Below are 21,705 nucleotides of genomic sequence, written 5' to 3'. Positions count from 1 at the left end.
GGCCCTCGGGTCTACTCCTCAGAGTCGTCGATGGCCCGTTCGAGGCGCTCGATCTTCGCATCGAGCTCACCCGTGTAGCCCGGGCGGATGTCGGCCTTCAGCACGAGCGAGACGCGGGACCCGAACGGCAGCACCGCCTCCGTCGCACGCCGGACGACATCGAGGACGTCGTCCCAGTCGCCCTCGATCTCGGTGAACATGCTCGTCGTGCGGTGCGGCAGACCCGAGTCGCGCACGATGCGCACAGCGGCCGCCACCGCATCGTGCACCGAGCCGTCTTCACGACCCGTGCCGCTGGGAGCGACGGAGAACGCGACGAGCATGGTGACCTCCGGAAGATCAGTCGGCGGTGACGGGCGCGGGCGGCACGCGATGGTCGCGGCGGGCAGCGATCTGGGGGTGCACCGGCACGCGGACCAGCAGCACGATCGTCCAGACGAACAGCACCACGAGAAGGATGTTGCGGATGGTCAGCACCAGCAGCGGCCCGAGGTCCACGATGAGGATGTTGAAGTACACCAGCGGATACACGATCTGGGTCGCCAGGGCGATGAGGAGCGCGAGGGTCGCCGGCTTCCACCAGCGCCCGCGATCGAGCACCAGGCCGTAGACGAGGGGCGGCACGATCCAGGCGATGTACTGCGGCGAGCCGACCTTGTTCAGCACGATGAACGCGAGCACGAGGCCGAGGGACAGCGACGGGAGCAGCCCGCCGAAGGTCGCGCCGCGGTACTTCTTCCACGCACCCACGCCGGCGACTGCGAGAACACCCACTCCGAGGAGCGGCGTCATCACGCTGATGACCGGGTCGACACCGGGGCCGGTCACATAGAAGGTCAGCAGGTTGGGATCCCACCCGATGCCGGATGTCGGCACGCCCACGTAGTACATCCACAGGTAGATCGAGCTCACCGGCGACTCGATCTGCAGCGAGCGCGTGGTCTGGTCCCCCACGAACCCGAACACGTACTGCCCGCCTCCGGCCGCCGCGACCAGCACGACGACGAGCGCGGTGACGATCGCCGCGGATGCAGCCACGACCCATCGTCGGTGCAGCGCGATGAGCGCCGCGCCGACCAGCGCGGCCGGCCACACCTTGATCCAGGTCGCGACCGCCAGCAGTGCGGATCCGAGCCACGGTCGGCGCGCCAGCCACAGGATGCCCGCGACCGACAGCGCCACGGTGACCGCCTCGAGACGGTAGACGTAGACCGGGCCGAGCAGCGCGATGAACGCGAGCCAGAACCAGGCTCCCGCGTTGCGCCCGTTCGATCGGCCGCGGCCGATGAGCACGGCGAAAGCGGCGGCATCCAGCAGTGTGACCACGACGGCCCAGCCGATCGTGTACCCGCCGGCCCAGGCGAACAGCCAGGAGGCGAGCATCGGCAAGATCGCCAGCTGTGGGTAGACCCAGCCGGTGTCGATGCCGACGTAGCCGAAGTACGAATCGTGCACGATCCCGGAGTACGCGTCCCGCACGGGGAAGAGTCCGTCGTGGAAGAACGCGCCCGACCACGGTTCGTACACGTTGTACACGTCGCCCATGGGCTGATTCGGGTAGGTGAATCCCAGAATGGCGACACCGAGGTGCACGACCACGAATGCGATCCAGAGCACCGAACGTTTCGACATCGCGGACCAGTGTACGAGGGGCAACCGTGCCGCTCCCTGTAGAGGACGACGCCCCGCGGGAACCGTTACCGAACGGCAATCCCCCGCGCGAGCGCTTCCCCCACGGCCTCGGGCAGGGCGCGCGCGACGTCGAGCGCGGTGATGGGGCCCGGTCGACCGTTGCCCGCCCGGGATGCCGCGAGCTCGCCGGCGCGCGCGTGGAGCCAGGCGCCTGCGGCCGCCGCATCGAGGAGATCGACGGCGGTGTCTCCCGCGACGCGGCCTGCCACGACGGATGCCGCCACCGCCCCGATCGCGCCGGCGAGTACGTCCCCGGTGCCCGCCGTCGCGAGCCACGGCGTCCCCGCCGCGACGACTCGCACGCGCCCGTCGGGCGCCGCCAGGACGGTGCGCGCGCCCTTGAGCAGCACCACGGCGCCGAGCGCCCGCGCGGTCTCGGATGCCGCTGCCGCCCGGCCGTCATCGCCCTCGATGTCGGTGTGATCGAGACCCAGTTGCGCCCGCAGCCGCGCAAACTCCCGGGCGTGCGGCGTCACGATCACCGGTGCGTGTGCGGCGGGCGCGAGCTCGAGCGCCCCGGCATCGACGACGACCGGCACACTGCCCGCGAGCAGGCGAGTGAGCGTCTCGGTCTCGGCGAACGGCCGGGATGCGGCATCCGTGCCCGACCCCACCACCCACGTGTGGACACGCCCATCCGCGGTCACCGTCTCGGGTCGCGCGGCGAGAACGAGCTCACGCGCCGGACCGGTGTAGCGGACCATTCCGATTCCCGCCCGCCAGGCGCCCTCGACGCCCAGCACCGCGGCGCCCGGATACGCGAGCGAACCCGTACGCAATCCCACGACACCGCGGGAATACTTGTCATCGGCGTCGGTTGGCCCCCGCAGGACCCGCGCCACCGCGGCGGCGTCGACAACGGCCGGAGCGCTCATGGCGTCACCTTAGCCGGGCGGCGCGGCGGCCGGCAGCCACCGACTCGGAGGAGGACTCGATGAGCTCACTGTTCGCACCGCTGACCCTGCGCGGCACCACCCTGCGCAACCGGCTGTGGGTGGCGCCGATGTGCCAGTACTCCGCGGTCGAGGGCGTGCCGAACGACTGGCACCACGTGCATCTCGCGCAGTTCGCGACCGGCGGCGCCGGCCTCGTGATCGCCGAGGCCACCGCCGTCTCGCCCGAGGCGCGCATCTCCCCCGCCGACGTCGGCCTCTGGAACGACGCCCAGCAGCAGGCGTGGGCGCCGATCGTGGAGTCGGTGCACGCGCGCGGCGCGGCCGTCGGGGTGCAGCTCGCGCACGCCGGCCGGAAGGCGTCGACCTGGCCGCCGTTCGCCCCGCAGCGCGGCACCGTGCCGCCTGCCGACGGCGGCTGGGAGCCGGTCGCCCCCTCGTCGATCGCGTTCGAGGGGCTCGTCGATCCGCGCGAGCTGACGATCGCGGAGATCGACGGCATCGTCGACGACTTCGCGGCGGCGGCCGTCCGGGCCGTTGCGATCGGATTCGACGTGCTCGAGATCCACGCCGCGCACGGCTACCTGCTGCACGAGTTCCTCTCCCCGCTCGCGAACACCCGCACCGACGCCTACGGCGGCTCCCTCGAGAACCGTGCCCGCCTCGTGCTGCGGGTGGTCGAGGCGGTGCGCCGCGCCGCCCCCGACACCGTCGTCTTCGTGCGCTTCTCGGGCACCGACTGGGCACCGGGCGGGCTCGAGGTCGCCGAGGTCGTCGAGGTGGCGCGCTGGAGTGCCGAGCGCGGCGCGGATCTGTTCGACGTGTCCTCCGGCGGGCTCGTGGCCCACCAGCAGATCCCGGTCGGTCCCGGGTATCAGGTGCCGCTCGCCCGGGCGCTGCGCGACGCAGGGCTCCCCGCGGCGGCGGTCGGACTCATCACGAACGGGCCGCAGGCCGAGAGCATCCTCACCGCCGGCGACGCCGACGCGATCCTCGCCGCCCGCGAGTGGCTGCGCGACCCGCACTTCGGCCTGCGCGTGGCGACCGAGATCGGGGCGGATGTCCCGTGGCCGCCGCAGTACGAACGCGCCCGGCGCCGCACGCACTGAGGGGGCGGGCCTGCGGCCCGCCCCCTCAGTGGTCGTCATCCTCAGCGCGCGCGACGGGTGGCGTCCTCCACCTCACCGACGAGCTCCTCGATGATGTCCTCGAGGAACAGCACCGAGGTGATCTCCGCGTGCGCATCGCGCACGAGAGCCAGGTGGCGTCCGTTTCGCCGCATCGCAGCGAGGGCGTCCTCGAGCTCGGTCGTCTCACGCAGCGACACCATGCGGTGGATGCGCTTGGCCGGGATCGGGCGCGCGACCTTCTCGTCGTCCTCCCCTTCACCCGCGACCCGCAGCACGTCCTTGAGGTGCACGTACCCGGTGGGCTCGCCGGCGTCGTCCACGATCACGTACCGCGAGAAGCCGTGGGTCGCGACGGCCTTCTCGATCTCGGCCGGGGTGACCGAGGTCGGCAACGTCACGAGCTCACCGAGCGGCACCGCCACCTCGCCCGCGGTCTTGTCGGTGAACTCCACTGCGGCTGCCACCGTGCCGGCCGAGTCCTCCAGCACGCCTTCTCGGCGCGACTGGTCGACGATCGTGGCGACCTCGTCGAGCGTGAACGTCGAGGCGGCCTCGTCCTTGGGCTCGACGCGGAACAGGCGCACGATGTGGTTCGCGATCCAGTTGAGGGTGGCGATCACCGGATGGAAGATGCGCGACACCCACACGAGCGGCGTCGCGAGCATCAGCACGGCGCGGTCCGGCACCGAGAACGCGAGGTTCTTCGGCACCATCTCACCGAACACGACATGCAGGTACGAGACCACCAGCAGAGCGACGATGAACGCGATCACGTCGACGGCCGATTCCTCGAGACCCGTCAGGCCGAGCGGCACCGCCAGGAGGTGGTGGATCGCGGGCTCCGACACGTTCAGGATGAGCAGCGAGCAGATCGTGATGCCGAGCTGACTGGTCGCGAGCATGAGGGTCGCATGCTCCATCGCCCACAGCGCGGTCTTCGCGGAGCGCGAGCCGCGCTCCGCGAGAGGTTCGATCTGGGAGCGGCGCGCAGAGATGACGGCGAACTCAGCGCCGACGAAGAAGGCATTGCCGAGCAGCAGCACGACGAGCCAGGCAAGTCCCGCCCAATCGCTCATCGGGCACCCCCTTCCACGGCGGCCGACTCGTCGACGGCATCGGGTGCGGCATCCGGGGTGAAGGAGAGTCGGTCGACGCGTCGCCCGTCCATGCGGGTCACCGCGAGACTCCCGCCGTCGACCGCCACCGTGTCGCCTACGACCGGGATGCGCTCGAGACCGGCCATCACGAAGCCGGCGACCGTGTCGTAGACGTCGCTCTCGGGCACGACCACACCGGTGCGCTCGCGCAGCTCGTCGGGACGCAGCGACCCGGCGAACGAGACCGAGTCGCGCACGTGCACGATGTCGGCGCGGCGGCGATCATGCTCGTCGAGCACCTCGCCGACGATCTCCTCCACGAGGTCCTCGAGGGTGACGACCCCGGCGGTGCCGCCGTACTCGTCGACGACGACCGCCATCTGGTAGCCCCGGGCGCGCAACTCGGAGATCAGCTGATCGAGGTGCACCGTCTCGGGCACCCGCAGCGGCTCGGTCGCGAGCGCCGCGACCGGCACGTCCCGCCGACGCTCGCGCGGAACCGAGACCGCGGCCTTCAGATGCACGATGCCGGTGATGTCGTCGACCGACTCCTGAAAGACCGGGAAGCGAGAGTGTCCGGTCGCGCGGGCGAGTGCGACGACGTCGTCCGCCGTCGCGTCGACGGCGAGCGCGTGCACCCGCGGGCGGGGGGTCATCACGTCTCCCGCCGACAGGCGCGCGAAAGTCAGGGTGCGGTTCAGGAGCGTCGCCGTGTCGGCCTCCAGCACGCCCGCGCTCGCCGAGCGCCGCACGAGGCTCGAGAGCTCCTCCGCCGTGCGCGCGCCCGAGAGCTCCTCCTTCGGCTCGATCCCCATGGCGCGCAGCACCTTGTTCGCGCTGCCGTTGAGGAGGGCGATCGCGGGCCGGAACACGGTGGTGAACAGCGTCTGGAACGGGATGACGAGCTTGGCCGTCTGACGCGGCACGGCGAGCGCGAAGTTCTTCGGCACGAGCTCGCCCAGGATCATCGACATCACGGTCGCGAACACGATCGCGATGGTCGCCGCGGTCACGGTGACCACCCCGTCGGGAACCCCCCAGCCGGAGAGCACCGGCCGCAGCAGGTTCGAGATCGCCGGCTCCATCGTGTAACCGGTGAGCAACGTCGTCAGCGTGATGCCGAGCTGCGCACTCGACAGGTGCGTCGACGTGATCTTCAGCGCGCTGATCGTCAGCGCGAGCCGGGACTCACCGGCGGCCTGTCGCGCCTCGAGGTCGGCGCGGTCGAGGTTGACCAGCGCGAACTCGCTCGCGACGAACAGGCCGGTCCCGACTGTCAGCAGGAGCCCCACGCCCAACATGACGTAATCCATCACGCATCACCTCCTCGCGCGTCAGAGCGGTGGGAGGCGGGTCGGTGGGGCGATCGTCTGCAACTCGGGGGGTCGTCCATAGTGGTTGAAGTCTATGGGCGGCCTGGGACGGCGAGCCCGGCGGATTGCCAGTTTCCGGGGTGGGGCGGATGCCGCGGCATCCGCTCTCTCACCAGCTGACCGGCAGCGCCTTGCCCTCCTCGTACCCGGCGGCCGACTGCAGGCCGACGAGCGCGCGCTCGTGGAACAGCGGCACCGAGCCGGCGCCGGCGTAGGTGAACGAGGACCGCACGCCCGCGGTGATCATGTCGACGAGATCCTCGACGCCCGGGCGCAGCGGGTCGATGTAGATGCGCGATGACGAGATGCCCTCGGCGAACAGCTCCTTGCGGGCGCGCTCGTAGGCATCGAGGCGACCGAAGCGCTCCTGCACGGCCTTCGTCGAGGCCATCCCCCACGACTCCTTGTAGACGCGACCGGCAGCGTCGGTCTCGACGGTGCCGGGGGCTTCGAGCGTGCCCGCGAACCACGAGCCGATCATGACGGATGCCGCGCCCGCCGCCAGCGCCAGCGCGACGTCGCGCGGGTAGCGCACGCCACCGTCGGCCCAGACGTGGGCGCCGTGGGCGCGGGCCGCCTCGGCGGTCTCGAGCACGGCGGAGAACTGCGGGCGTCCGACGGCGGTCATCATGCGGGTGGTGCACATCGCGCCCGGGCCCACGCCGACCTTCAGGATCGTGGCGCCCGCCCCGACGAGGTCGCGCACCCCGTCGGCGCTCACGATGTTGCCGGCGACGATCGGCAGGCCGAGGCCCAGGCCCGACACGGTCTGAAGAGCGCGGAGCATCCCCTCCTGGTGCCCGTGCGCGGTGTCGAGCACGAGCACGTCCACGCCCGCCTCGGCGAGCGCGCGCGCCTTCGCGGCGACGTCGCCGTTGATGCCGACCGCGGCGGCCACGACGAGGCGACCGTCAGCATCGAGCGCAGGCCGGTAGAGCGTTCCGCGCAGGGCGCTGCGCGCGGTGACGGTGCCGACGAGTACGCCGTGGTGCAGCACGCAGATCGTCTCGGCGTCGAGCTCGGCGGCCAGGTCGAACGCGTGGCGGGCATCGGTCACGTCGTCGGCGTCGATCGCGACGGGCCGGCCGCGGGCGAGGTCCCCCAGCTGCGCGTCGGGCAGCGCCGTCGCGAGCCGCGTGGCCGGCACCACCCCCGCGATCTCGTCGATGGTCGGCGCGGGGCCCGCGGCATCCGCCACCACGATGCCGTGGCCGGCGACGGCGGGGAGCTCCCGAAGGGCGTCGGCCACGGTCGCCGACGGCGGCAGGATGCGCGGACTGTCCCACAGCACCGGCTGTGCCTTCACCCAGCGGATCGCATCGTCGACCCGCTGCAGGGCGAGGTCCTGCGGCAGCACGCCCAGACCCCCGCGGCGCGCGAGGGTGGCGGCGAGGCGCGGACCGGTCACCGAGTTCATGTTCGATGCGACCAGGGGGATGGTCGCCGATGTGCCGTCGTGCGGCGACAGATCGACGTCGAGACGGCTCGTGATCGCCGACCGGCGCGGCACGAGGAACACATCCGAATAGGTCAGATCGACGAGGGGACGCTCACCCGAGAACTCCATACCCCCAACGGTACTGAGCGCCGCGACAGGATCGGCCGAGTCTTCCTCATAGGAAATGAACAGAGATTCTTCCGCTCCAGCCGCGCGATCCCGGGGCAGGCGGCTCCGGACTGGGCTACGCTTGACACCCGTGCGCGCAGGCCACGATGGCCCGCGGAAAATTCGCAATCTCACGAAAGCGGGCGATCGAACGTGTCGAGCCAGGTGACCGGCGTCGGGCTGTCGAACGACGGAGAGTTCGGGGCCAACGAGTGGCTCGTCGAAGAGCTCTACGAGCAGTTCAAGGTCGACAAGAACTCCGTGGACAAGGCGTGGTGGCCCGTCCTCGAGACCTACCATTCGACGTTGACGACGTCGACGGGTGCCGCGCCCCCCGCCGCGCCCGCGGCCCCGCCGGCCGCCGCAGCGCCGGCCGAGCCGAAGCCCGTCACCGCGCCGATCCCGGTCGTGGGAGCCGCGCCCGTCGCGCGAACGACGACGAAGCCGGCGGCGCCGCAGCCGATCCCGGCTCAGGCGCCCGACGTGAAGACGCAGGCTCCGACCGAGTCGGCCGAGGAGGACAAGGTCACCGTCCTCAAGGGCATGACGAAGACCCTCGCGTCGAACATGGACGACTCGCTGTCCGTTCCGACCGCAACGAGCGTGCGCACCGTCCCGGCCAAGCTGATGATCGACAACCGCATCGTCATCAACAACCACATGGCCCGCACCCGCGGCGGCAAGGTGAGCTTCACCCATGTGATCGGCTGGGCCCTGATCCAGGCGCTCAAGGAGTTCCCGAGCCAGAACGTCTTCTACGCCGAGGTCGACGGCAAGCCCGCCGTCGTCGCTCCCGCGCACATCGGCCTCGGCATCGCGATCGACCTGCCCAAGCCCGACGGCACGCGAGCGCTCATGGTGCCGAGCATCAAGCGCGCCGACACCCTGAGCTTCAACGAGTACCTCGTCGCCTATGAGGACCTGGTCAAGCGCGCGCGCGACAACAAGCTGACCGCCGCCGACTTCCAGGGAACCACGATCTCGCTCACCAACCCGGGCGGCATCGGCACCGTGCACTCGGTGCCGCGCCTGATGAAGGGCCAGGGTGCGATCATCGGCGCCGGCGCCCTCGAGTACCCGGCGGAGTTCCAGGGCGCGAGCGAGAAGACGCTCTCTGAACTGGCGATCGGCAAGACGATCACGCTCACCAGCACCTACGACCACCGCGTCATCCAGGGCGCCGGGTCCGGCGAGTTCCTCAAGAAGGTGCACGAGCTGCTCATCGGGCAGCGCGGGTTCTACGAGAGCATCTTCGCGGCACTGCGCATCCCCTACAGCCCGATCCACTGGAACGCCGACATCAACGTCGACCTGTCCGAGCGCGTCGACAAGACGGCCCGCGTGCAGGAGCTCATCAACGCGTTCCGCGTGCGCGGACACCTCATGGCCGACATCGACCCGCTGGAGTACGTGCAGCGCACGCATCCCGACCTCGAGATCGAATCGCACGGGCTCTCCTTCTGGGATCTCGACCGCGAGTTCGTGACCGGCGGCTTCGGCGGGAAGCGCACGCTCAAGCTCCGGGACATCCTCGGGGTCCTCCGCGACTCGTACTGCCGCACCATCGGCATCGAGTACATGCACATCCAGGACCCGGCCCAGCGCAAGTGGTTCCAGGACAACTGCGAGGTCAAGTACCAGAAGCCCGGCCACGACGAGCAGCTGCGCATCCTCTCGAAGCTCAACGAGGCCGAAGCCTTCGAGACCTTCCTGCAGACCAAGTACGTCGGCCAGAAGCGCTTCAGCCTCGAGGGCGGCGAGTCGCTGATCCCGCTGCTCGACCGGGTGCTGCACGGTGCGGCCGCCGCCGGCCTCGAGGGCGCCGCGATCGGCATGGCCCACCGCGGCCGACTCAACGTGCTGACCAACATCGCCGGCAAGACCTATGGCCAGGTGTTCCGCGAGTTCGAGGGCACGTCGCTCCCCGGCAACAAGCTCGGCTCGGGCGACGTCAAGTACCACCTCGGCACGGAGGGCACCTTCGTCTCCGACGAGGGCCACGAGCTCCCCGTCTATCTGGCCGCGAACCCCTCGCACCTCGAGACCGTCGACGGCGTGCTCGAGGGCATCGTGCGCGCCAAGCAGGACCGCGGACCCATCGGCTCGTTCGCGTGGCTCCCGATCCTCGTGCACGGCGACGCGGCCTTCGCGGGCCAGGGCGTCGTCGTCGAGACGCTGCAGATGTCGCAGCTGCGCGGGTACCGCACGGGCGGCACGGTCCACGTGGTCGTCAACAACCAGGTCGGCTTCACCACGCTCCCCGTCGACGGACGCACCTCGGTGTACGCGACCGACGTCGCCAAGACCATCCAGGCCCCGATCCTCCACGTGAACGGCGACGACCCCGAGGCGGTCGTGCGCGTGGCCGAGCTGGCCGTCGAGTACCGCCAGACGTTCCACCGCGACATCGTCATCGACATCGTCTGCTACCGCCGACGCGGCCACAACGAGGGCGACGACCCCTCGATGACCCAGCCCCTCATGACGAACCTCATCGAGGCGAAGCGCTCGGTGCGTCGCCTCTACACGGAGGCACTCGTCGGCCGCGGCGACATCACCGAGGACGAGTACGAGCAGGCCAAGCGGGACTTCCAGGACCGCCTGGAGATCGCCTTCGCCGAGACGCACGCCGCCCAGACCGGCGCACAGGGCATCGTGTCGACCACCGCGCTCGTCGAGCCGGCCGTCGGCGAGCCCGACACCACGGGTGTCTCGGTCGACGTCGTGCAGGCCATCGGCAACGCGTTCGTGAACAAGCCCGACGGCTTCACCGTGCACGCCAAGCTCCAGCAGCTTCTCGACAAGCGCGCCGACATGAGCCGCAACGGCGGCATCGACTGGGCCTTCGGCGAGCTCCTCGCCTTCGGCTCGGTGCTCATGGAGGGCACCCCGGTGCGCCTCGCCGGCCAGGACTCGCGCCGCGGCACGTTCGTGCAGCGCCACGCGATGTTCCACGACCGCAGCAACGGCCAGGAGTGGTACCCCCTCGCCAACCTGTCGGAGAACCAGGGACGTCTCTGGATCTACGACTCGCTGCTCAGCGAGTACGCGGCGATGGGCTTCGAGTACGGCTACTCGGTCGAACGTCCCGACGCGCTCGTGCTCTGGGAGGCCCAGTTCGGCGATTTCGCGAACGGAGCGCAGTCGGTCATCGACGAGTACCTCTCGGCGGCCGACCAGAAGTGGGGCCAGCAGTCGAGCGTTGTGCTGCTGCTCCCCCACGGTTACGAGGGCGCCGGTCCCGACCACTCGTCGGCACGCATCGAACGCTTCCTGCAGCTGTGCGCACAGGACAACATGACGGTCGCCCGCCCCTCGACGCCTGCGTCGTACTTCCATCTGTTGCGTCGACAGGCCTACGCCCGTCCGCGTCGCCCCCTCGTCGTGTTCACCCCCAAGGCGATGCTGCGTCTGCGCGACGCGGTGAGCCCGGTGGCGGACTTCACATCGGGTCGGTTCGAGCCGGTGCTCGACGACGACCGCGCGATCGACAAGTCCGCCGTGAAGCGTGTGCTGCTGCACTCCGGCAAGGTGCACTGGGATCTGCGGTCGGAGCTCGAGAAGAACCCGAACCCGGAGATCGCGCTGGTGCGCGTCGAGCAGTTCTACCCGACGCCGGTGTCCGAGCTCAACGCGATCATCGACAGCTACCCGAACGCCCAGCTGGTGTGGGTGCAGGAGGAGCCGGAGAACCAGGGCGCCTGGCCGTTCATCGCCCTGGAGGTCGTGAAGCACCTGCACGGACGCACGATCCGCTCCGTCACCCGTGCCGCCGCGGCGTCCCCCGCTGCCGGATCCGCCAAGGTGCACGCGGTCGAGCAGGCCAAGCTCATCGAGAAGGCCCTGACTCTCTGAGAAGGCCGTCACGAACGACGAAGCCCGCGGACGCACCCTGAGGTGCAGCATCCGCGGGCTTCGTCGTTTGTCAGTGGTGTGTCGCCTGGGCCGCGCGCAGCTGCGTCAGCACGAGGTCGCGCAACTCCTCCGGGGCCGACTCGCGGCATGCGCGGGCGACGACGTCCGTCAGGGTGCGGGCCACCAGCGCCTCGTCGGAGCAGGCAGGGCAGTTCTCGAGGTGCTGCCGGATGTCGGCGTGCTCGGTGCTGCACACCTCGTTGCGGAGGTACTCCTCCAGGTCACGCCGCGCTTTGTCGCAGCCGCAATCGCTCATTTCCCCACTCCCGGTGCCGCGGAGCCGATGCCCCGCTCCTGTGCATAGTCGGCCAACAGGTCGCGCAGCATGCGCCTGCCACGATGCAGGCGGCTCATGACCGTGCCGATCGGCGTCTTCATGATGTCCGCGATCTCCTGATACGCGAACCCCTCCACATCGGCCAGATACACGGCCAGGCGGAAGTCCTCCGGGATCGACTGCAGCGCCTCTTTGACGACGGATGCCGGCATCCGGTCGATGGCCTCGGCCTCCGCCGAGCGGGAGCTCGTCGCGGTCGTCGACTCCGCGCCGCCGAGCTGCCAGTCCTCGAGTTCGTCGATCGTGCCCTGATAGGGCTCGCGCTGCTTCTTCCGGTACGTGTTGATGTAGCTGTTGGTCAGGATGCGGTAGAGCCACGCCTTGAGGTTGGTTCCCTGCGTGAACGTCGCCCACGAGGCGAACGCCTTCACGAAGGTCTCCTGCACGAGATCGGCCGCGTCCGCAGGGTTGCGCGTCATCCGCATCGCCGCCGCGTACAGCTGGTCCATGAACGGCAGCGCCTGCTCCTCGAATTGGGTGCGCGCTTCCTCGGTGGTCGTCGCCTGCTCGGTCATCAGCGCAAAGTCTACGTCGGCGGCTTCCGGCGCACCCGTCGTGCGCTCGAGCATCGCGAGCATGCATCCTCCTTGCGCCCCGGGACCGATGCGAGGCGTTCAGTAGGCTAGAAACCGATGAGCGCGCCCAGCTATTCCCCAGCGTCACCGCCGTGGCCTGCGCCCGCGGCCGGTCGGCCGGTGACGGCGACCGTGAGCGTGCCGGGTTCCAAATCGCTCACGAACCGCGAGCTCGTGCTGGCGGCGCTCGCTGACGGCCCCGCGCTCGTCACGGCGCCGCTCCCGTCCGACGACTCCGCGCGCATGATCGATGCGATCGCGGCGCTCGGCGTCGGAGTCGCCAGCGTGCCCGGCTCGGGCCGGTTCGGCGACGATCTGCGCATCACCCCCGCCCGGCTCCACGGCGGCTCGATCGATTGCGGTCAGGCCGGCACCGTCATGCGCTTCATCGCACCCGTGGCCGGCCTCGCAGAGGGTGCCGTGCACCTCACGGCGCATCACAGCGCACTGCACCGCCCCATGGGTCCCCTGATCGAGGCGCTGCGCTCCCTCGGCCTCACCGTCGACGACGGCGGAACAGGGGCCCTTCCCTTCACGGTGCACGGCACCGGCTCGGTGCGAGGCGGCCGGCTCGAGATCGATGCGAGCGCGTCGAGCCAGTTCGTCTCGGGTCTGCTGCTGTCGGCCGCCCGATTCGATGAGGGCCTGCACCTCGTGCACCGGGGCGAGCGTGTGCCGAGCCTCCCCCACATCGAGATGACGCTCGCGTCGCTGCGTCACCGCGGCGTCGAGAGCTCCTCCCCGCGAGAGGGCGAGTGGGTCGTCGCTCCCGGGCCGATCAGAGCGATGGATGTCGCGATCGAACCCGATCTCTCCAACGCGGCCCCCTTCCTCGCGGCCGCGGTCGTGACCGGCGGCGAGGTGACGGTCACGGGGTGGCCGGAGGCATCCACTCAGCCCGGGCACCTGCTGCCCGAGCTTCTGGCGGCGTTCGGCGCCACCGCCACGATCGCGGATGACGCCCTGACCGTCACGGGAACGGGCACGGTCGACGGCGCCGACCTCGATCTGAGCGCGGTGGGCGAGCTCGCCCCCACACTCGTCGGCATCGCGGCGCTCGCCTCGTCGCCGTCGCGGTTCCGCGGGATCGGACACCTGCGCGGGCACGAGACCGACCGTCTCGCCGCGCTCGTGGCGAACCTCGCCGCGATCGGGGTGACGGCCTACGAGCGTCCCGACGGCATCGAGGTGCACCCCGGCGCCGCGCACGGCGGACTCTGGCGGGCGTTCCACGATCACCGCCTCGCGACGACCGGCGCACTGCTGGGCCTCGTCGTCGACGGTGTCGAGGTCGACGACATCGGAGCCACGGCCAAGACCCTCCCCCAGTTCGTCGACCTGTGGGCGGACATGCTCACGACGGAGCGCCCGTGAGCTGGCTCGACGACATCGATGACGATGACGAGCCCGCCTTCGACGAGAGCGACGTGCGGGTGCGGCCGAACCCCAAGGGCAACCGGCCGCGCACGAAGCGACGCCCCGCGCACGCGGATGCGGTGATCGCCCGCGTGCTGGGTGTGGACCGTGGGCGCTACACCGTGCTGATCGATGAGGACGGGCCGACCGAGCACGAGGCCCTCGCCGCCCGTGCGCGCGAATTGCGCTCGCAACCGATCGTGACGGGCGACCGAGCCCGCGTCGTCGGAGATGTGAGCGGTGATGGGGGCACCCTGTCGCGCATCGTCGGCATCGAACCGCGCACGACGCTCCTGCGCCGCAGCGCCGACGACACCGATCAGGTCGAGCGGGTGATCGTCGCCAACGCCGACCAGATGGTCGTCGTTGTCGCCGCCGCTGATCCCGAGCCGCGCCCGCGTCTGGTCGACCGGTATCTGGTCGCAGCCCTCGACGCGGGCATCCGTCCGCTGCTCGTGGTCACGAAGACCGACCTGTCCGACCCGACGGACTTCCTCGCCCATTTCGAGGGGCTCGACCTCACGGTGTTCACGAGTGCCCGCGACGATCTGCCGGTCGCCGCCATCGGACGCGAACTCGTCGGTTCCAGCACGGTGTTCGTGGGGCACTCCGGCGTGGGCAAATCCACGCTCGTGAACGCCCTCGTGCCGTCGGCGCAGCGCGCGACGGGTCACGTGAACGACGTCACGGGCCGCGGACGACACACCTCGAGCTCCACCGTCTCGCTCCGCTACGCCGGCGACGACGGCCGCGGCTGGGTGATCGACACCCCGGGAGTGCGTTCCTTCGGCCTCGGACACGTGGATCCGGCCCACATCCTGCAGGCGTTCACCGATCTCGCCGAGATCGCGGCGGACTGCCCGCGCGGCTGCACCCACCTTCCCGATGCACCCGACTGCGCCATCATCGAGGCCGTCGCCGACGGGCGCCTCGGCGAGTCCGGAGCGGCCCGCCTGGACTCCCTGCAGCGCCTGCTCGAGACCTTCTCCGACCGCTGACGGTACGAAGACACCGGATGCCGCACCCCGGCGCCGCGCGGCATCCGACGCCCGTAGGCTGTGGGCATGACCCAGCTGCAGCCCGGCGACGCCGCCCCCGATTTCACGCTCCAGGACCAGAACGACCGGCCCGTCTCGCTGAGCGATTTCCGTGGACGCACCGTCGTCGTGTACTTCTACCCTGCCGCCATGACGCCCGGCTGCACGACGCAGGCCTGCGACTTCCGCGACAGCCTGTCGTCTCTGCAGGGCGCTGGCATCGAGGTGCTCGGCGTATCACGGGACAGCGTTGCGAAGCTCGCCGAGTTCGCCGAGCGCGACGGGCTGACCTTCCCGCTGCTGAGCGACCCCGACCACGCCGTCCACGACGCGTACGGGGCCTGGGGCGAGAAGATGAACTACGGCAAGGTCGTCGAGGGCGTGCTGCGCTCGACGTTCGTCGTCGGTCCCGACGGGCACCTGACCCACGCGCTCTACAACGTCAAGGCGACCGGACACGTCGCGCGCCTGCGCGGGCTCCTCGGTCTCGCGGCCTGAGCGCCGCGGGACCGCACGCCCCTCGCGGCGCAGAGCGACGATGGCGCGCTGCGCCGTGACGCCCGCACCGCGCCGCGCCGCGCCGACAGCACGCGAGGTCAGGCGTCAGCGGCGCGGCGACTCGTCGGATTCGACATCGAGCTCACGCCGGCGCCGCGCCGACTCGCGGGCGGCGAGCACGACGACCACGAACACGATCGCGGCCGGGATGCCGATCTCGACGCCGACGATCGGATGCGCGAACGTGCCCGTGGCCGCGCCGAGCGCGACGGCGACGACGAGGAGCTGGGTGACGATCGCACCGGAGCGCCCCCACGATCGATCAACCCACGTCGCGACCCCGAACGCGGCGACCGCGACTGCGCCCAGCACGATGAGCACGAGAAGCGCGATCGAGCTCGTCAGCGAGTCCGCGTCACCACCGATCAGCGCACTGATCTGCCACCCTGCGAGAGCGAGCAGAGCGACCGCTTCGAGACACACCAGCACCCCCGCGGCGACGGCGAACGGCTGCGGGCGCATGCATCCTCCTGAATGTTCCTGACGGTCGGATCCGCACCATCGCGCGCGTCTCGACTCGGACACGATCGCGTATGAGAGTCGGGAAACCCTTGATCAGGCTCAACCGTTGTGGAACGATAGACCTTTGTGTGATCCCACAGCGGCGTGGGGCGAGACAGATCTCGCACAACACTCAGGGTAACGGACTCGATTCGGCCCTGCGGAACCCACCCGAACTTCCTCCCCCGCTGTCATAGGAGCAACACAGTATGGATTGGCGTGACAAAGCCGCGTGCCTGACGGTCGACCCCGAGCTCTTCTTCCCGGTCGGCAACACCGGACCCGCCGTCGACCAGATCGAGAAGGCCAAGTCCGTGTGCGCGCGGTGCACCGTCACCGAGATCTGCCTGCAGTACGCCCTCGAGAGCGGCCAGGACTCCGGCGTCTGGGGCGGCCTGAGCGAGGACGAGCGTCGTGCGCTGAAGCGCCGCGCCGCCCGCGCCCGTCGCGCTTCCTGACCGCGCGCTCGCGACAGAGCGGATGCCGCGGCATCCGCTCTGCTCAGACGTCCCGTTCGATGTAGCGCAGCGGGATGTCGATGGTCACCTCGGTGCCGCTGCCCATGAGGGTGTGCCAGTCGATCGTGCCGCCGAGCTCGCCCTGGATGAGGGTGCGCACGATCTGCGTGCCGAGCCCGCGTCCGACCTGACCCTCGGGCAGACCGACTCCAGTGTCGCGGACGCGCACTTCGAGTCGCTCGTCGGTGCGATCCGCGCGGATCTCCACCTCGCCCTCCTCACGGTCGGCGAGACCGTGCTCGACGGCGTTCGTGACGAGTTCGGTGAGCGCCAGAGCGAGCGGCGTCGCGTACTCGCTCGGCAGGCGCCCGAAGGATCCTGTCGTCTTCGTGCGCGCGCGGGTGTTGGGGGCCGCTGCCACTTCGGCGACGAGCTTGAGCACACGGTGGAAGACATCGTCGAAGTCGACGTTCTGCGCGAGACCCTCCGACAGCGTGTCGTGCACGACCGCGATGGCGGCGACGCGGCGAGTCGCGTGGCTGAGCGCCTCGCGCGCCTCGTCGGAGTACGTGCGTCGCGCCTGGATGCGCAGCAGTGAGGCGACCGTCTGCAGGTTGTTCTTCACCCGGTGATGGATCTCGCGGATGGTCGCATCCTTCGTGATGAGCTCCTGCTCCTGGTGACGCATCTCGGTGACGTCGCGGCACAGCACGATCGCGCCGATGCGCACGCCGTGGTCGCGGAGCGGGATCGCACGGAGTGAGACCGTCACCCCTCGCGCCTCGATGTCGGTGCGCCACGGCGCCCGACCCGTCACGACGACGGGCAGGCTCTCGTCGAACTGCCGCTTCGCCGGCAGGATCTGGGTGACGACCTCGACGAGCGACTCGCCTTCGAGCTCGTCGTCGAAGCCCATGCGGTTGAACGCGGAGAGGGCGTTGGGGCTCGCAAAGGTCGTGACGCCGTCGACGTCGATCCGGATGAGCCCGTCGGGAGCGCGCGGTGCGCCTCGACGCGGCGAGGTGGGTGCGCTGAGGTCGGGGAACTCCCCCCACGCGACCATCCCGAACAGATCGTCCGCACAGTCGTTGAAGGTGATCTGCTGACGCGAGGGCGTACGGGCCTCGCCGAGGTTGGTGTGCCGGGTGAGCACGCCGATCACGCGCGGCGCGGCACCGGCGGCCGTTGTGCCGCGCACGATCGGCACCGCACGCACGCGCGTGGGAGTCTCCTCGAACCAGTCCGGTGACGCGGAGTCGACGATCCGGGCCTCGGCGAACGCGTCACGGATCTGCGTGCGCCACTGCGGCCGCACCCGGTCACCGACGATGTCACGGTAGAAGAGCGTCGCTGCCGAGCTCGGCCGAGTGTGGGCGACCGCGATGAAGGAGTCGTCTTCCGTGGGCACCCAGATCACGATGTCGGCGAATGCCAGGTCGGCGAGCAGCTGCCCGTCTCCGGCGAGGCGATGAAGCCACTCGATATCGGCGGCGTCGTGGACGCCATGGGCCGTGACCAGATCGCTGAGGGTCGACACCTCACCAGCCTACGGCCCCGGCCGCCTCCTCCCGGTGGGGTGCGTGAAGGGCGACCCACGGCGCGAGGCGCGCACCGACAGCGCGTCGCACGGCCTGGACGAGGGCCGAACGGGGCGATGTCGCGGCGACCGGCCGCGCGAGCAGCAGCGCCCGATCGGCGGCACGGCGGTCGTCGGGCAGGAAGGCGAGGTCACGGATGCCGAGATAGCGCTCGAGCGTGGAGCGCACCTGCCCCCGGGCGTCGACGCCGATCACGCCGCTGCGGACACGGTTCGCGACCACCACGATGGGTGCGGCGCCCACGCTCTCGTGCAGCTGATCGTAGGCGGCGACGAACCGCGAGACGCCGACCGGGTCTGCTGCGCAGACCGCCACGACGGCGTCGGCGCCGGCGAGCACGGCGAGGGCGGCCTGGTTGCGTCTCGGTCCGTCGATGACGTCGCTGACGATCTCCTCGTCACGCTCGAGTGGCGCCGCGATGTCGACGACGGTCGCGTCGGCCCAGGTGCGGCACGCGGCGAGCACCCCGGTGACGCGGGGCGCGGCGAGCTCGGGCCAGCGTGCGACACGGTTGATGCCCACGAGCACGTCGACCTCGCCGTCGGGGACATCGACGGCGATCGCGACGCGTTCGAGCTCGGCCGCGTCGACGCCGCCTTGGTCGTGCTGACGACAGGCGGCGGCGAGACCCGGGCCGTCGACAGGGAGCCCCAGCGCAACGGCGACACTCGGTGCGTGCGCATCGGCGTCGACGAGCGCGACCCGACGGTGGCCCCGCGCGAGCTCGGCGGCCACCTCGATGGCCACTGTGGTGCGACCGGGGGCTCCCGCGGGCCCCCAGACGGCGATCACGGGATGTATCGCGCTCGCAGCCGCGGGAAGAGCAGGCGTTGCGGCGAGCGCGGCGACGACCTCCTCCGCGTCGACGTCCGCGGGCAGCGGCTCTCTCAGCCCGTACGAAGCGCACAGTCGCGCGAGGGCGACCCCGCGGCCGAGGGGAAGGATGCGCACGCCGAACCGATCGGCGAGGTCGACCGCGGGCCGGGTGAGCGTTCGACGGTCGCCGTCGAGCACGAGCGCGTCGGCGACCCCGAGCAGCTCGGCGACAGGATCATCGCCGACGCCCTGACCGAGCCGGCGCGCCGTGTGGTCGAGCGCACCGGGAGCGACGACGGCGATCACCGTCACCCCCTCCCGGCGGAGGTCGGCGGCCAGAGACTGCGCCCGGGGCTCGGAGAGCGCGAGAACGACGTTCACGGCGCACCGCCCGACGCCGGAACCACCGTGACCCGCGCGTCGTTGGCTGTCGCGGCGAGCACATCGACGAGATCCGCCCGTGGCACCGAGACCTCGACGGCCGACCCCTGGCGGGATACCACCGCGTCGGAAGCGGGCAGCGCCACCACGATCGCTCCCGCGACCAGGATGCGCGGAGTGTCGTAGCCGCCGCCCTCGATCGCGGGTGCGGCCCAGACATCCACCGTCGATCCCACGCGCACCTCGCCCGGCAGGTCTCCCGCGGCGCGCAGCACGACCGTCGTCGCTGTGGCGCGCTCGGGTGCGCCGACGGCGGTGCGATGCACGAGCTCGCCGACCTCGATCGTGCGCGTCGCGACAGCGTCGGCGGCGAGGGTGTCGGCGAGGACGTAGGCATCGACACCGCTGCCGAGCACGACCTCCGCCGTCGTCGTGGCGTCGGCGCCGACGGCCTCGCCCGGGAGGATCGTCCGGGCCGCGACGAGCACGGTCGTCGACTGCCGCGTCGCGGCGATGACTCCCCAGACGCCGGCCACCGAGGCGAGCACGAGAGCGATGCCGAGCACGAGGCGAAGGTCGATGCGCGCTGTGCGGCGCGGGCCTCTAGCAGATCGGTCGGTCGGCATGCGCACCATGGTCACGCAGGCCGGCGGGGCGCGACATCCGTTTTCCACAGTGCGCGCGAGCGGACGGCCCGGCCGGCGCCGGCGACGCGGATAATGGTGCTCATGCCCGAGTCTGCCCGACCTGGGGCGCGTCTGATCGCCCCCGCACAGGTCGCGTCGGCGCTGTCACTCAGCGTCGACGAGGTGATCGCTCTGGTCATCGACGGGCAACTGCGGGGCACGCGCGTCGGGGTTCCGGCGCAGTGGCGTGTGGAGGAGGACAGCGTCACCGACTACCTCGACGACCGCGCCGAGGAGTCCCGCCGCATGGCGCTGTGGCGGGAGTCGAACGCGGCGAGCTTCCCGGAGCTGTGGGGCAGCGGGCGGGTACGCAACCCCGACTGAGTCGGTCGGCCATCGTCAGAGGTCGAGGTCGCCGACGACCCGCGCGAGTCGCACCAGAGGGACGACACGGATGTCGCCCACCGCCTCGCGGCGAGACTGACCGGCGTCGTGCACGGCGAGGTCGAGATGGTCCGTGCCGACGCGATCGATCGTTCCGGTGACGATGTTCCCGTCGACATCCCAGACCCGCACCCCCACCCGGCGGCGGCCGAGCTCACGCAGCATCCATGCAAGGCCCATCCGGGCGCGGAGGGGTCGGGGGGCGCTGATCTCGCGCACGCTGTCGGCGATGGTCACAGCCGGCAGGTCGATGCGGACGATCGCCCCGACCGCGACGAGCGAGAGAGCGGATGACTCGTCCTCGATCGCCGCCCAATCGGGGCCGGCGAGCACGAGGCGGCCCCGCACCGGCGCCGCACCCGCCACCCAAAGCGCTACCGCGGCGCGCACCTCCGCGAGAGCGGAGAGTCGGTCGGTGAGGGCGAGCCCGGCGATCCGGACGCGCTCGGTCTCCGTGGCCGCGAGACGGCGCTCGGCCTGCGCCTGCGCGGCGAACTGCAGCTCGAGCTCGGAGAGGAACGGGTCCCAGGTCACCCGCGCACGCTAGCGGCCGCGGGCGCCGGGAAGGCCGCGGCATCCACAGTCGAGTCGCCCCGACACGTGCGCGCAGCAGCGCCGGACGCGCCCACGACGGCTTCTATGAGAGGACTCTCATCGACAGGGGCGCCACATGAGAGCACTCTCATCCACTCTATGAATCGCCTGTGCTCAACTGAAATCGACCAGCAGTTACCCCCGTTTCATGAGCGAGGTCGAGATGGCGATCACCTTCACCGGCGCACGACGCGCCGCTCCCCCGGCAGGCCGCGTCGACGCGGGCGACGACTTCGCCCCACGCCCCACGAGCGCCGCCGAGCTGCCGGCGCCGGAGCCGATCCTGCACAACCTGTCGGTCGGAGTGCTCGAAGTGTTCGCGGGAGTGCGCGACGTCGAGCAACTCGCGCGCTGGCTCACCGAAGACGCCTACCGCAAGCTGCTGACCCGCGCCAACCTGGCCGCCCGCGCCCGCAGCGCCCGCGGCGTCGCGCCGAGCCGCCCCGTGCACAACATCATCCGCGTGCACCAGTCGAGCCCTGCCGACGGCGTCGTCGAGGGCGTCGTGATCGTGCGAGGCCCCGCCCGCACCCGGGCGATCGCCCTTCGACTCGAAGGCGTCGACCACCGCTGGCGTGCGACGTCGCTCGCGCTCCTCTGAACGACGCTCACCCTCGTCGCTCTTCCGCGGCGCCCCGGCTCGGCCATCGCCGGCCCC

General features: G+C 70.9%; 21 protein-coding genes. 8 read left to right on the top strand and 13 right to left on the bottom strand.

Features of this window, described 5'->3' with window-relative positions:
* Positions 1–11: 11 nt before the first annotated feature.
* The 3 genes from RR49_RS11960 to RR49_RS11950 all read right to left on the bottom strand — a co-directional run bounded on the left by RR49_RS11960 (position 12) and on the right by RR49_RS11950 (position 2,567).
* Positions 12–323 carry a thiamine-binding protein gene (locus RR49_RS11960; protein ID WP_045248307.1) on the bottom strand — a complete coding sequence of 104 codons (312 nt, stop codon included), beginning with the start codon at positions 321–323 and terminating at the stop codon, positions 12–14.
* A gap of 16 nt (positions 324–339) precedes the next feature.
* The gene (locus RR49_RS11955) at positions 340–1,632 is read right to left on the bottom strand and encodes a glycosyltransferase family protein (RefSeq protein ID WP_045248306.1); all 1,293 of its coding nucleotides are present in this window, start codon (positions 1,630–1,632) and stop codon (positions 340–342) included.
* Between the two features lie 65 nt (positions 1,633–1,697).
* A complete protein-coding gene (locus RR49_RS11950; RefSeq protein WP_045248305.1) occupies positions 1,698–2,567 on the bottom strand; it encodes an ADP-dependent NAD(P)H-hydrate dehydratase in 870 nt (289 codons plus the stop codon).
* A gap of 59 nt (positions 2,568–2,626) precedes the next feature.
* On the opposite strand from RR49_RS11950, the gene RR49_RS11945 reads away from it, so the two are divergent.
* Complete coding sequence (locus RR49_RS11945) at positions 2,627–3,694, top strand: NADH:flavin oxidoreductase/NADH oxidase (RefSeq protein WP_045248304.1); 1,068 nt, start codon at positions 2,627–2,629, stop codon at positions 3,692–3,694.
* A gap of 41 nt (positions 3,695–3,735) precedes the next feature.
* On the opposite strand, the gene RR49_RS11940 is transcribed toward RR49_RS11945, so the two are convergent.
* The 3 genes from RR49_RS11940 to guaB1 all read right to left on the bottom strand — a co-directional run bounded on the left by RR49_RS11940 (position 3,736) and on the right by guaB1 (position 7,752).
* Complete coding sequence (locus tag RR49_RS11940) at positions 3,736–4,791, bottom strand: hemolysin family protein (RefSeq protein WP_045248303.1); 1,056 nt, start codon at positions 4,789–4,791, stop codon at positions 3,736–3,738.
* On the bottom strand, positions 4,788–6,125 hold the full coding sequence (locus tag RR49_RS11935) for a hemolysin family protein (protein ID WP_045248302.1): 1,338 nt from the start codon (positions 6,123–6,125) through the stop codon (positions 4,788–4,790). Before RR49_RS11935 ends, RR49_RS11940 begins: the two co-directional genes overlap by 4 nt.
* 169 nt (positions 6,126–6,294) lie before the next feature.
* Complete coding sequence (gene guaB1 / locus RR49_RS11930; RefSeq protein ID WP_045248301.1) at positions 6,295–7,752, bottom strand: GMP reductase; 1,458 nt, start codon at positions 7,750–7,752, stop codon at positions 6,295–6,297.
* Positions 7,753–7,944: 192 nt separating this feature from the next.
* Here guaB1 and RR49_RS11925 point away from each other — a divergent pair, with 192 nt between their 5' ends.
* Complete coding sequence (locus RR49_RS11925; RefSeq protein ID WP_048808923.1) at positions 7,945–11,646, top strand: multifunctional oxoglutarate decarboxylase/oxoglutarate dehydrogenase thiamine pyrophosphate-binding subunit/dihydrolipoyllysine-residue succinyltransferase subunit; 3,702 nt, start codon at positions 7,945–7,947, stop codon at positions 11,644–11,646.
* Positions 11,647–11,716: 70 nt separating this feature from the next.
* On the opposite strand, the gene RR49_RS11920 is transcribed toward RR49_RS11925, so the two are convergent.
* Both RR49_RS11920 and RR49_RS11915 read right to left on the bottom strand, forming a co-directional pair.
* The gene (locus RR49_RS11920; protein WP_045248300.1) at positions 11,717–11,962 is read right to left on the bottom strand and encodes a zf-HC2 domain-containing protein; all 246 of its coding nucleotides are present in this window, start codon (positions 11,960–11,962) and stop codon (positions 11,717–11,719) included.
* A complete protein-coding gene (locus RR49_RS11915) occupies positions 11,959–12,558 on the bottom strand; it encodes a sigma-70 family RNA polymerase sigma factor (RefSeq protein ID WP_235557392.1) in 600 nt (199 codons plus the stop codon). The genes RR49_RS11920 and RR49_RS11915 overlap by 4 nt, the downstream gene beginning before the upstream one ends.
* Positions 12,559–12,675: 117 nt before the next feature.
* Here RR49_RS11915 and aroA point away from each other — a divergent pair, with 117 nt between their 5' ends.
* The 3 genes from aroA to bcp all read left to right on the top strand — a co-directional run bounded on the left by aroA (position 12,676) and on the right by bcp (position 15,569).
* The gene (gene aroA, locus RR49_RS11910; RefSeq protein ID WP_045248298.1) at positions 12,676–13,992 is read left to right on the top strand and encodes a 3-phosphoshikimate 1-carboxyvinyltransferase; all 1,317 of its coding nucleotides are present in this window, start codon (positions 12,676–12,678) and stop codon (positions 13,990–13,992) included.
* Positions 13,989–15,032 carry a ribosome small subunit-dependent GTPase A gene (rsgA, locus tag RR49_RS11905; protein ID WP_045248297.1) on the top strand — a complete coding sequence of 348 codons (1,044 nt, stop codon included), beginning with the start codon at positions 13,989–13,991 and terminating at the stop codon, positions 15,030–15,032. The genes aroA and rsgA overlap by 4 nt, the downstream gene beginning before the upstream one ends.
* 66 nt (positions 15,033–15,098) lie before the next feature.
* Entirely contained in the window at positions 15,099–15,569 is a 471-nt protein-coding gene (bcp, locus tag RR49_RS11900) for a thioredoxin-dependent thiol peroxidase (RefSeq protein ID WP_045248296.1), read from the top strand.
* Positions 15,570–15,674: 105 nt separating this feature from the next.
* Here bcp and RR49_RS11895 read toward each other — a convergent pair whose 3' ends face one another.
* Positions 15,675–16,091, bottom strand: coding sequence for a hypothetical protein (locus RR49_RS11895; protein ID WP_045248295.1), 417 nt, complete (start codon positions 16,089–16,091; stop codon positions 15,675–15,677).
* 248 nt (positions 16,092–16,339) lie between these two features.
* Between RR49_RS11895 and RR49_RS11890 the strand changes: the two genes are divergently transcribed.
* Positions 16,340–16,588, top strand: a complete 249-nt coding sequence (locus tag RR49_RS11890; protein WP_019182239.1) for a WhiB family transcriptional regulator — start codon at positions 16,340–16,342, stop codon at positions 16,586–16,588.
* Positions 16,589–16,631: 43 nt separating this feature from the next.
* On the opposite strand, the gene RR49_RS11885 is transcribed toward RR49_RS11890, so the two are convergent.
* The 3 genes from RR49_RS11885 to RR49_RS15715 are packed head-to-tail and all read right to left on the bottom strand — an operon-like array spanning position 16,632 to position 20,009.
* A complete protein-coding gene (locus tag RR49_RS11885) occupies positions 16,632–18,125 on the bottom strand; it encodes a sensor histidine kinase (RefSeq protein WP_045248294.1) in 1,494 nt (497 codons plus the stop codon).
* Position 18,126: 1 nt separating this feature from the next.
* Entirely contained in the window at positions 18,127–19,383 is a 1,257-nt protein-coding gene (locus tag RR49_RS11880) for a CpaE/TadZ family protein (RefSeq protein ID WP_045248293.1), read from the bottom strand.
* Positions 19,380–20,009: an SAF domain-containing protein gene (locus tag RR49_RS15715; RefSeq protein ID WP_045248349.1), complete on the bottom strand. Its 630-nt coding sequence runs from the start codon at positions 20,007–20,009 to the stop codon at positions 19,380–19,382. The genes RR49_RS11880 and RR49_RS15715 overlap by 4 nt, the downstream gene beginning before the upstream one ends.
* A 102-nt stretch (positions 20,010–20,111) precedes the next feature.
* Between RR49_RS15715 and RR49_RS11870 the strand changes: the two genes are divergently transcribed.
* Complete coding sequence (locus RR49_RS11870) at positions 20,112–20,393, top strand: hypothetical protein (protein WP_045248348.1); 282 nt, start codon at positions 20,112–20,114, stop codon at positions 20,391–20,393.
* Between the two features lie 15 nt (positions 20,394–20,408).
* On the opposite strand, the gene RR49_RS15175 is transcribed toward RR49_RS11870, so the two are convergent.
* Complete coding sequence (locus tag RR49_RS15175) at positions 20,409–20,987, bottom strand: hypothetical protein (protein ID WP_048808921.1); 579 nt, start codon at positions 20,985–20,987, stop codon at positions 20,409–20,411.
* Between the two features lie 223 nt (positions 20,988–21,210).
* Here RR49_RS15175 and RR49_RS11860 point away from each other — a divergent pair, with 223 nt between their 5' ends.
* Entirely contained in the window at positions 21,211–21,648 is a 438-nt protein-coding gene (locus tag RR49_RS11860) for an Rv3235 family protein (RefSeq protein WP_045248346.1), read from the top strand.
* Positions 21,649–21,705 lie beyond the last annotated feature (57 nt).

It is taken from the genome of Microbacterium ginsengisoli (assembly GCF_000956535.1).
In the GTDB taxonomy this organism is placed as follows: Bacteria; Actinomycetota; Actinomycetes; order Actinomycetales; family Microbacteriaceae; genus Microbacterium; species Microbacterium ginsengisoli.
This window is presented reverse-complemented; position numbering and strand designations above follow the sequence as displayed.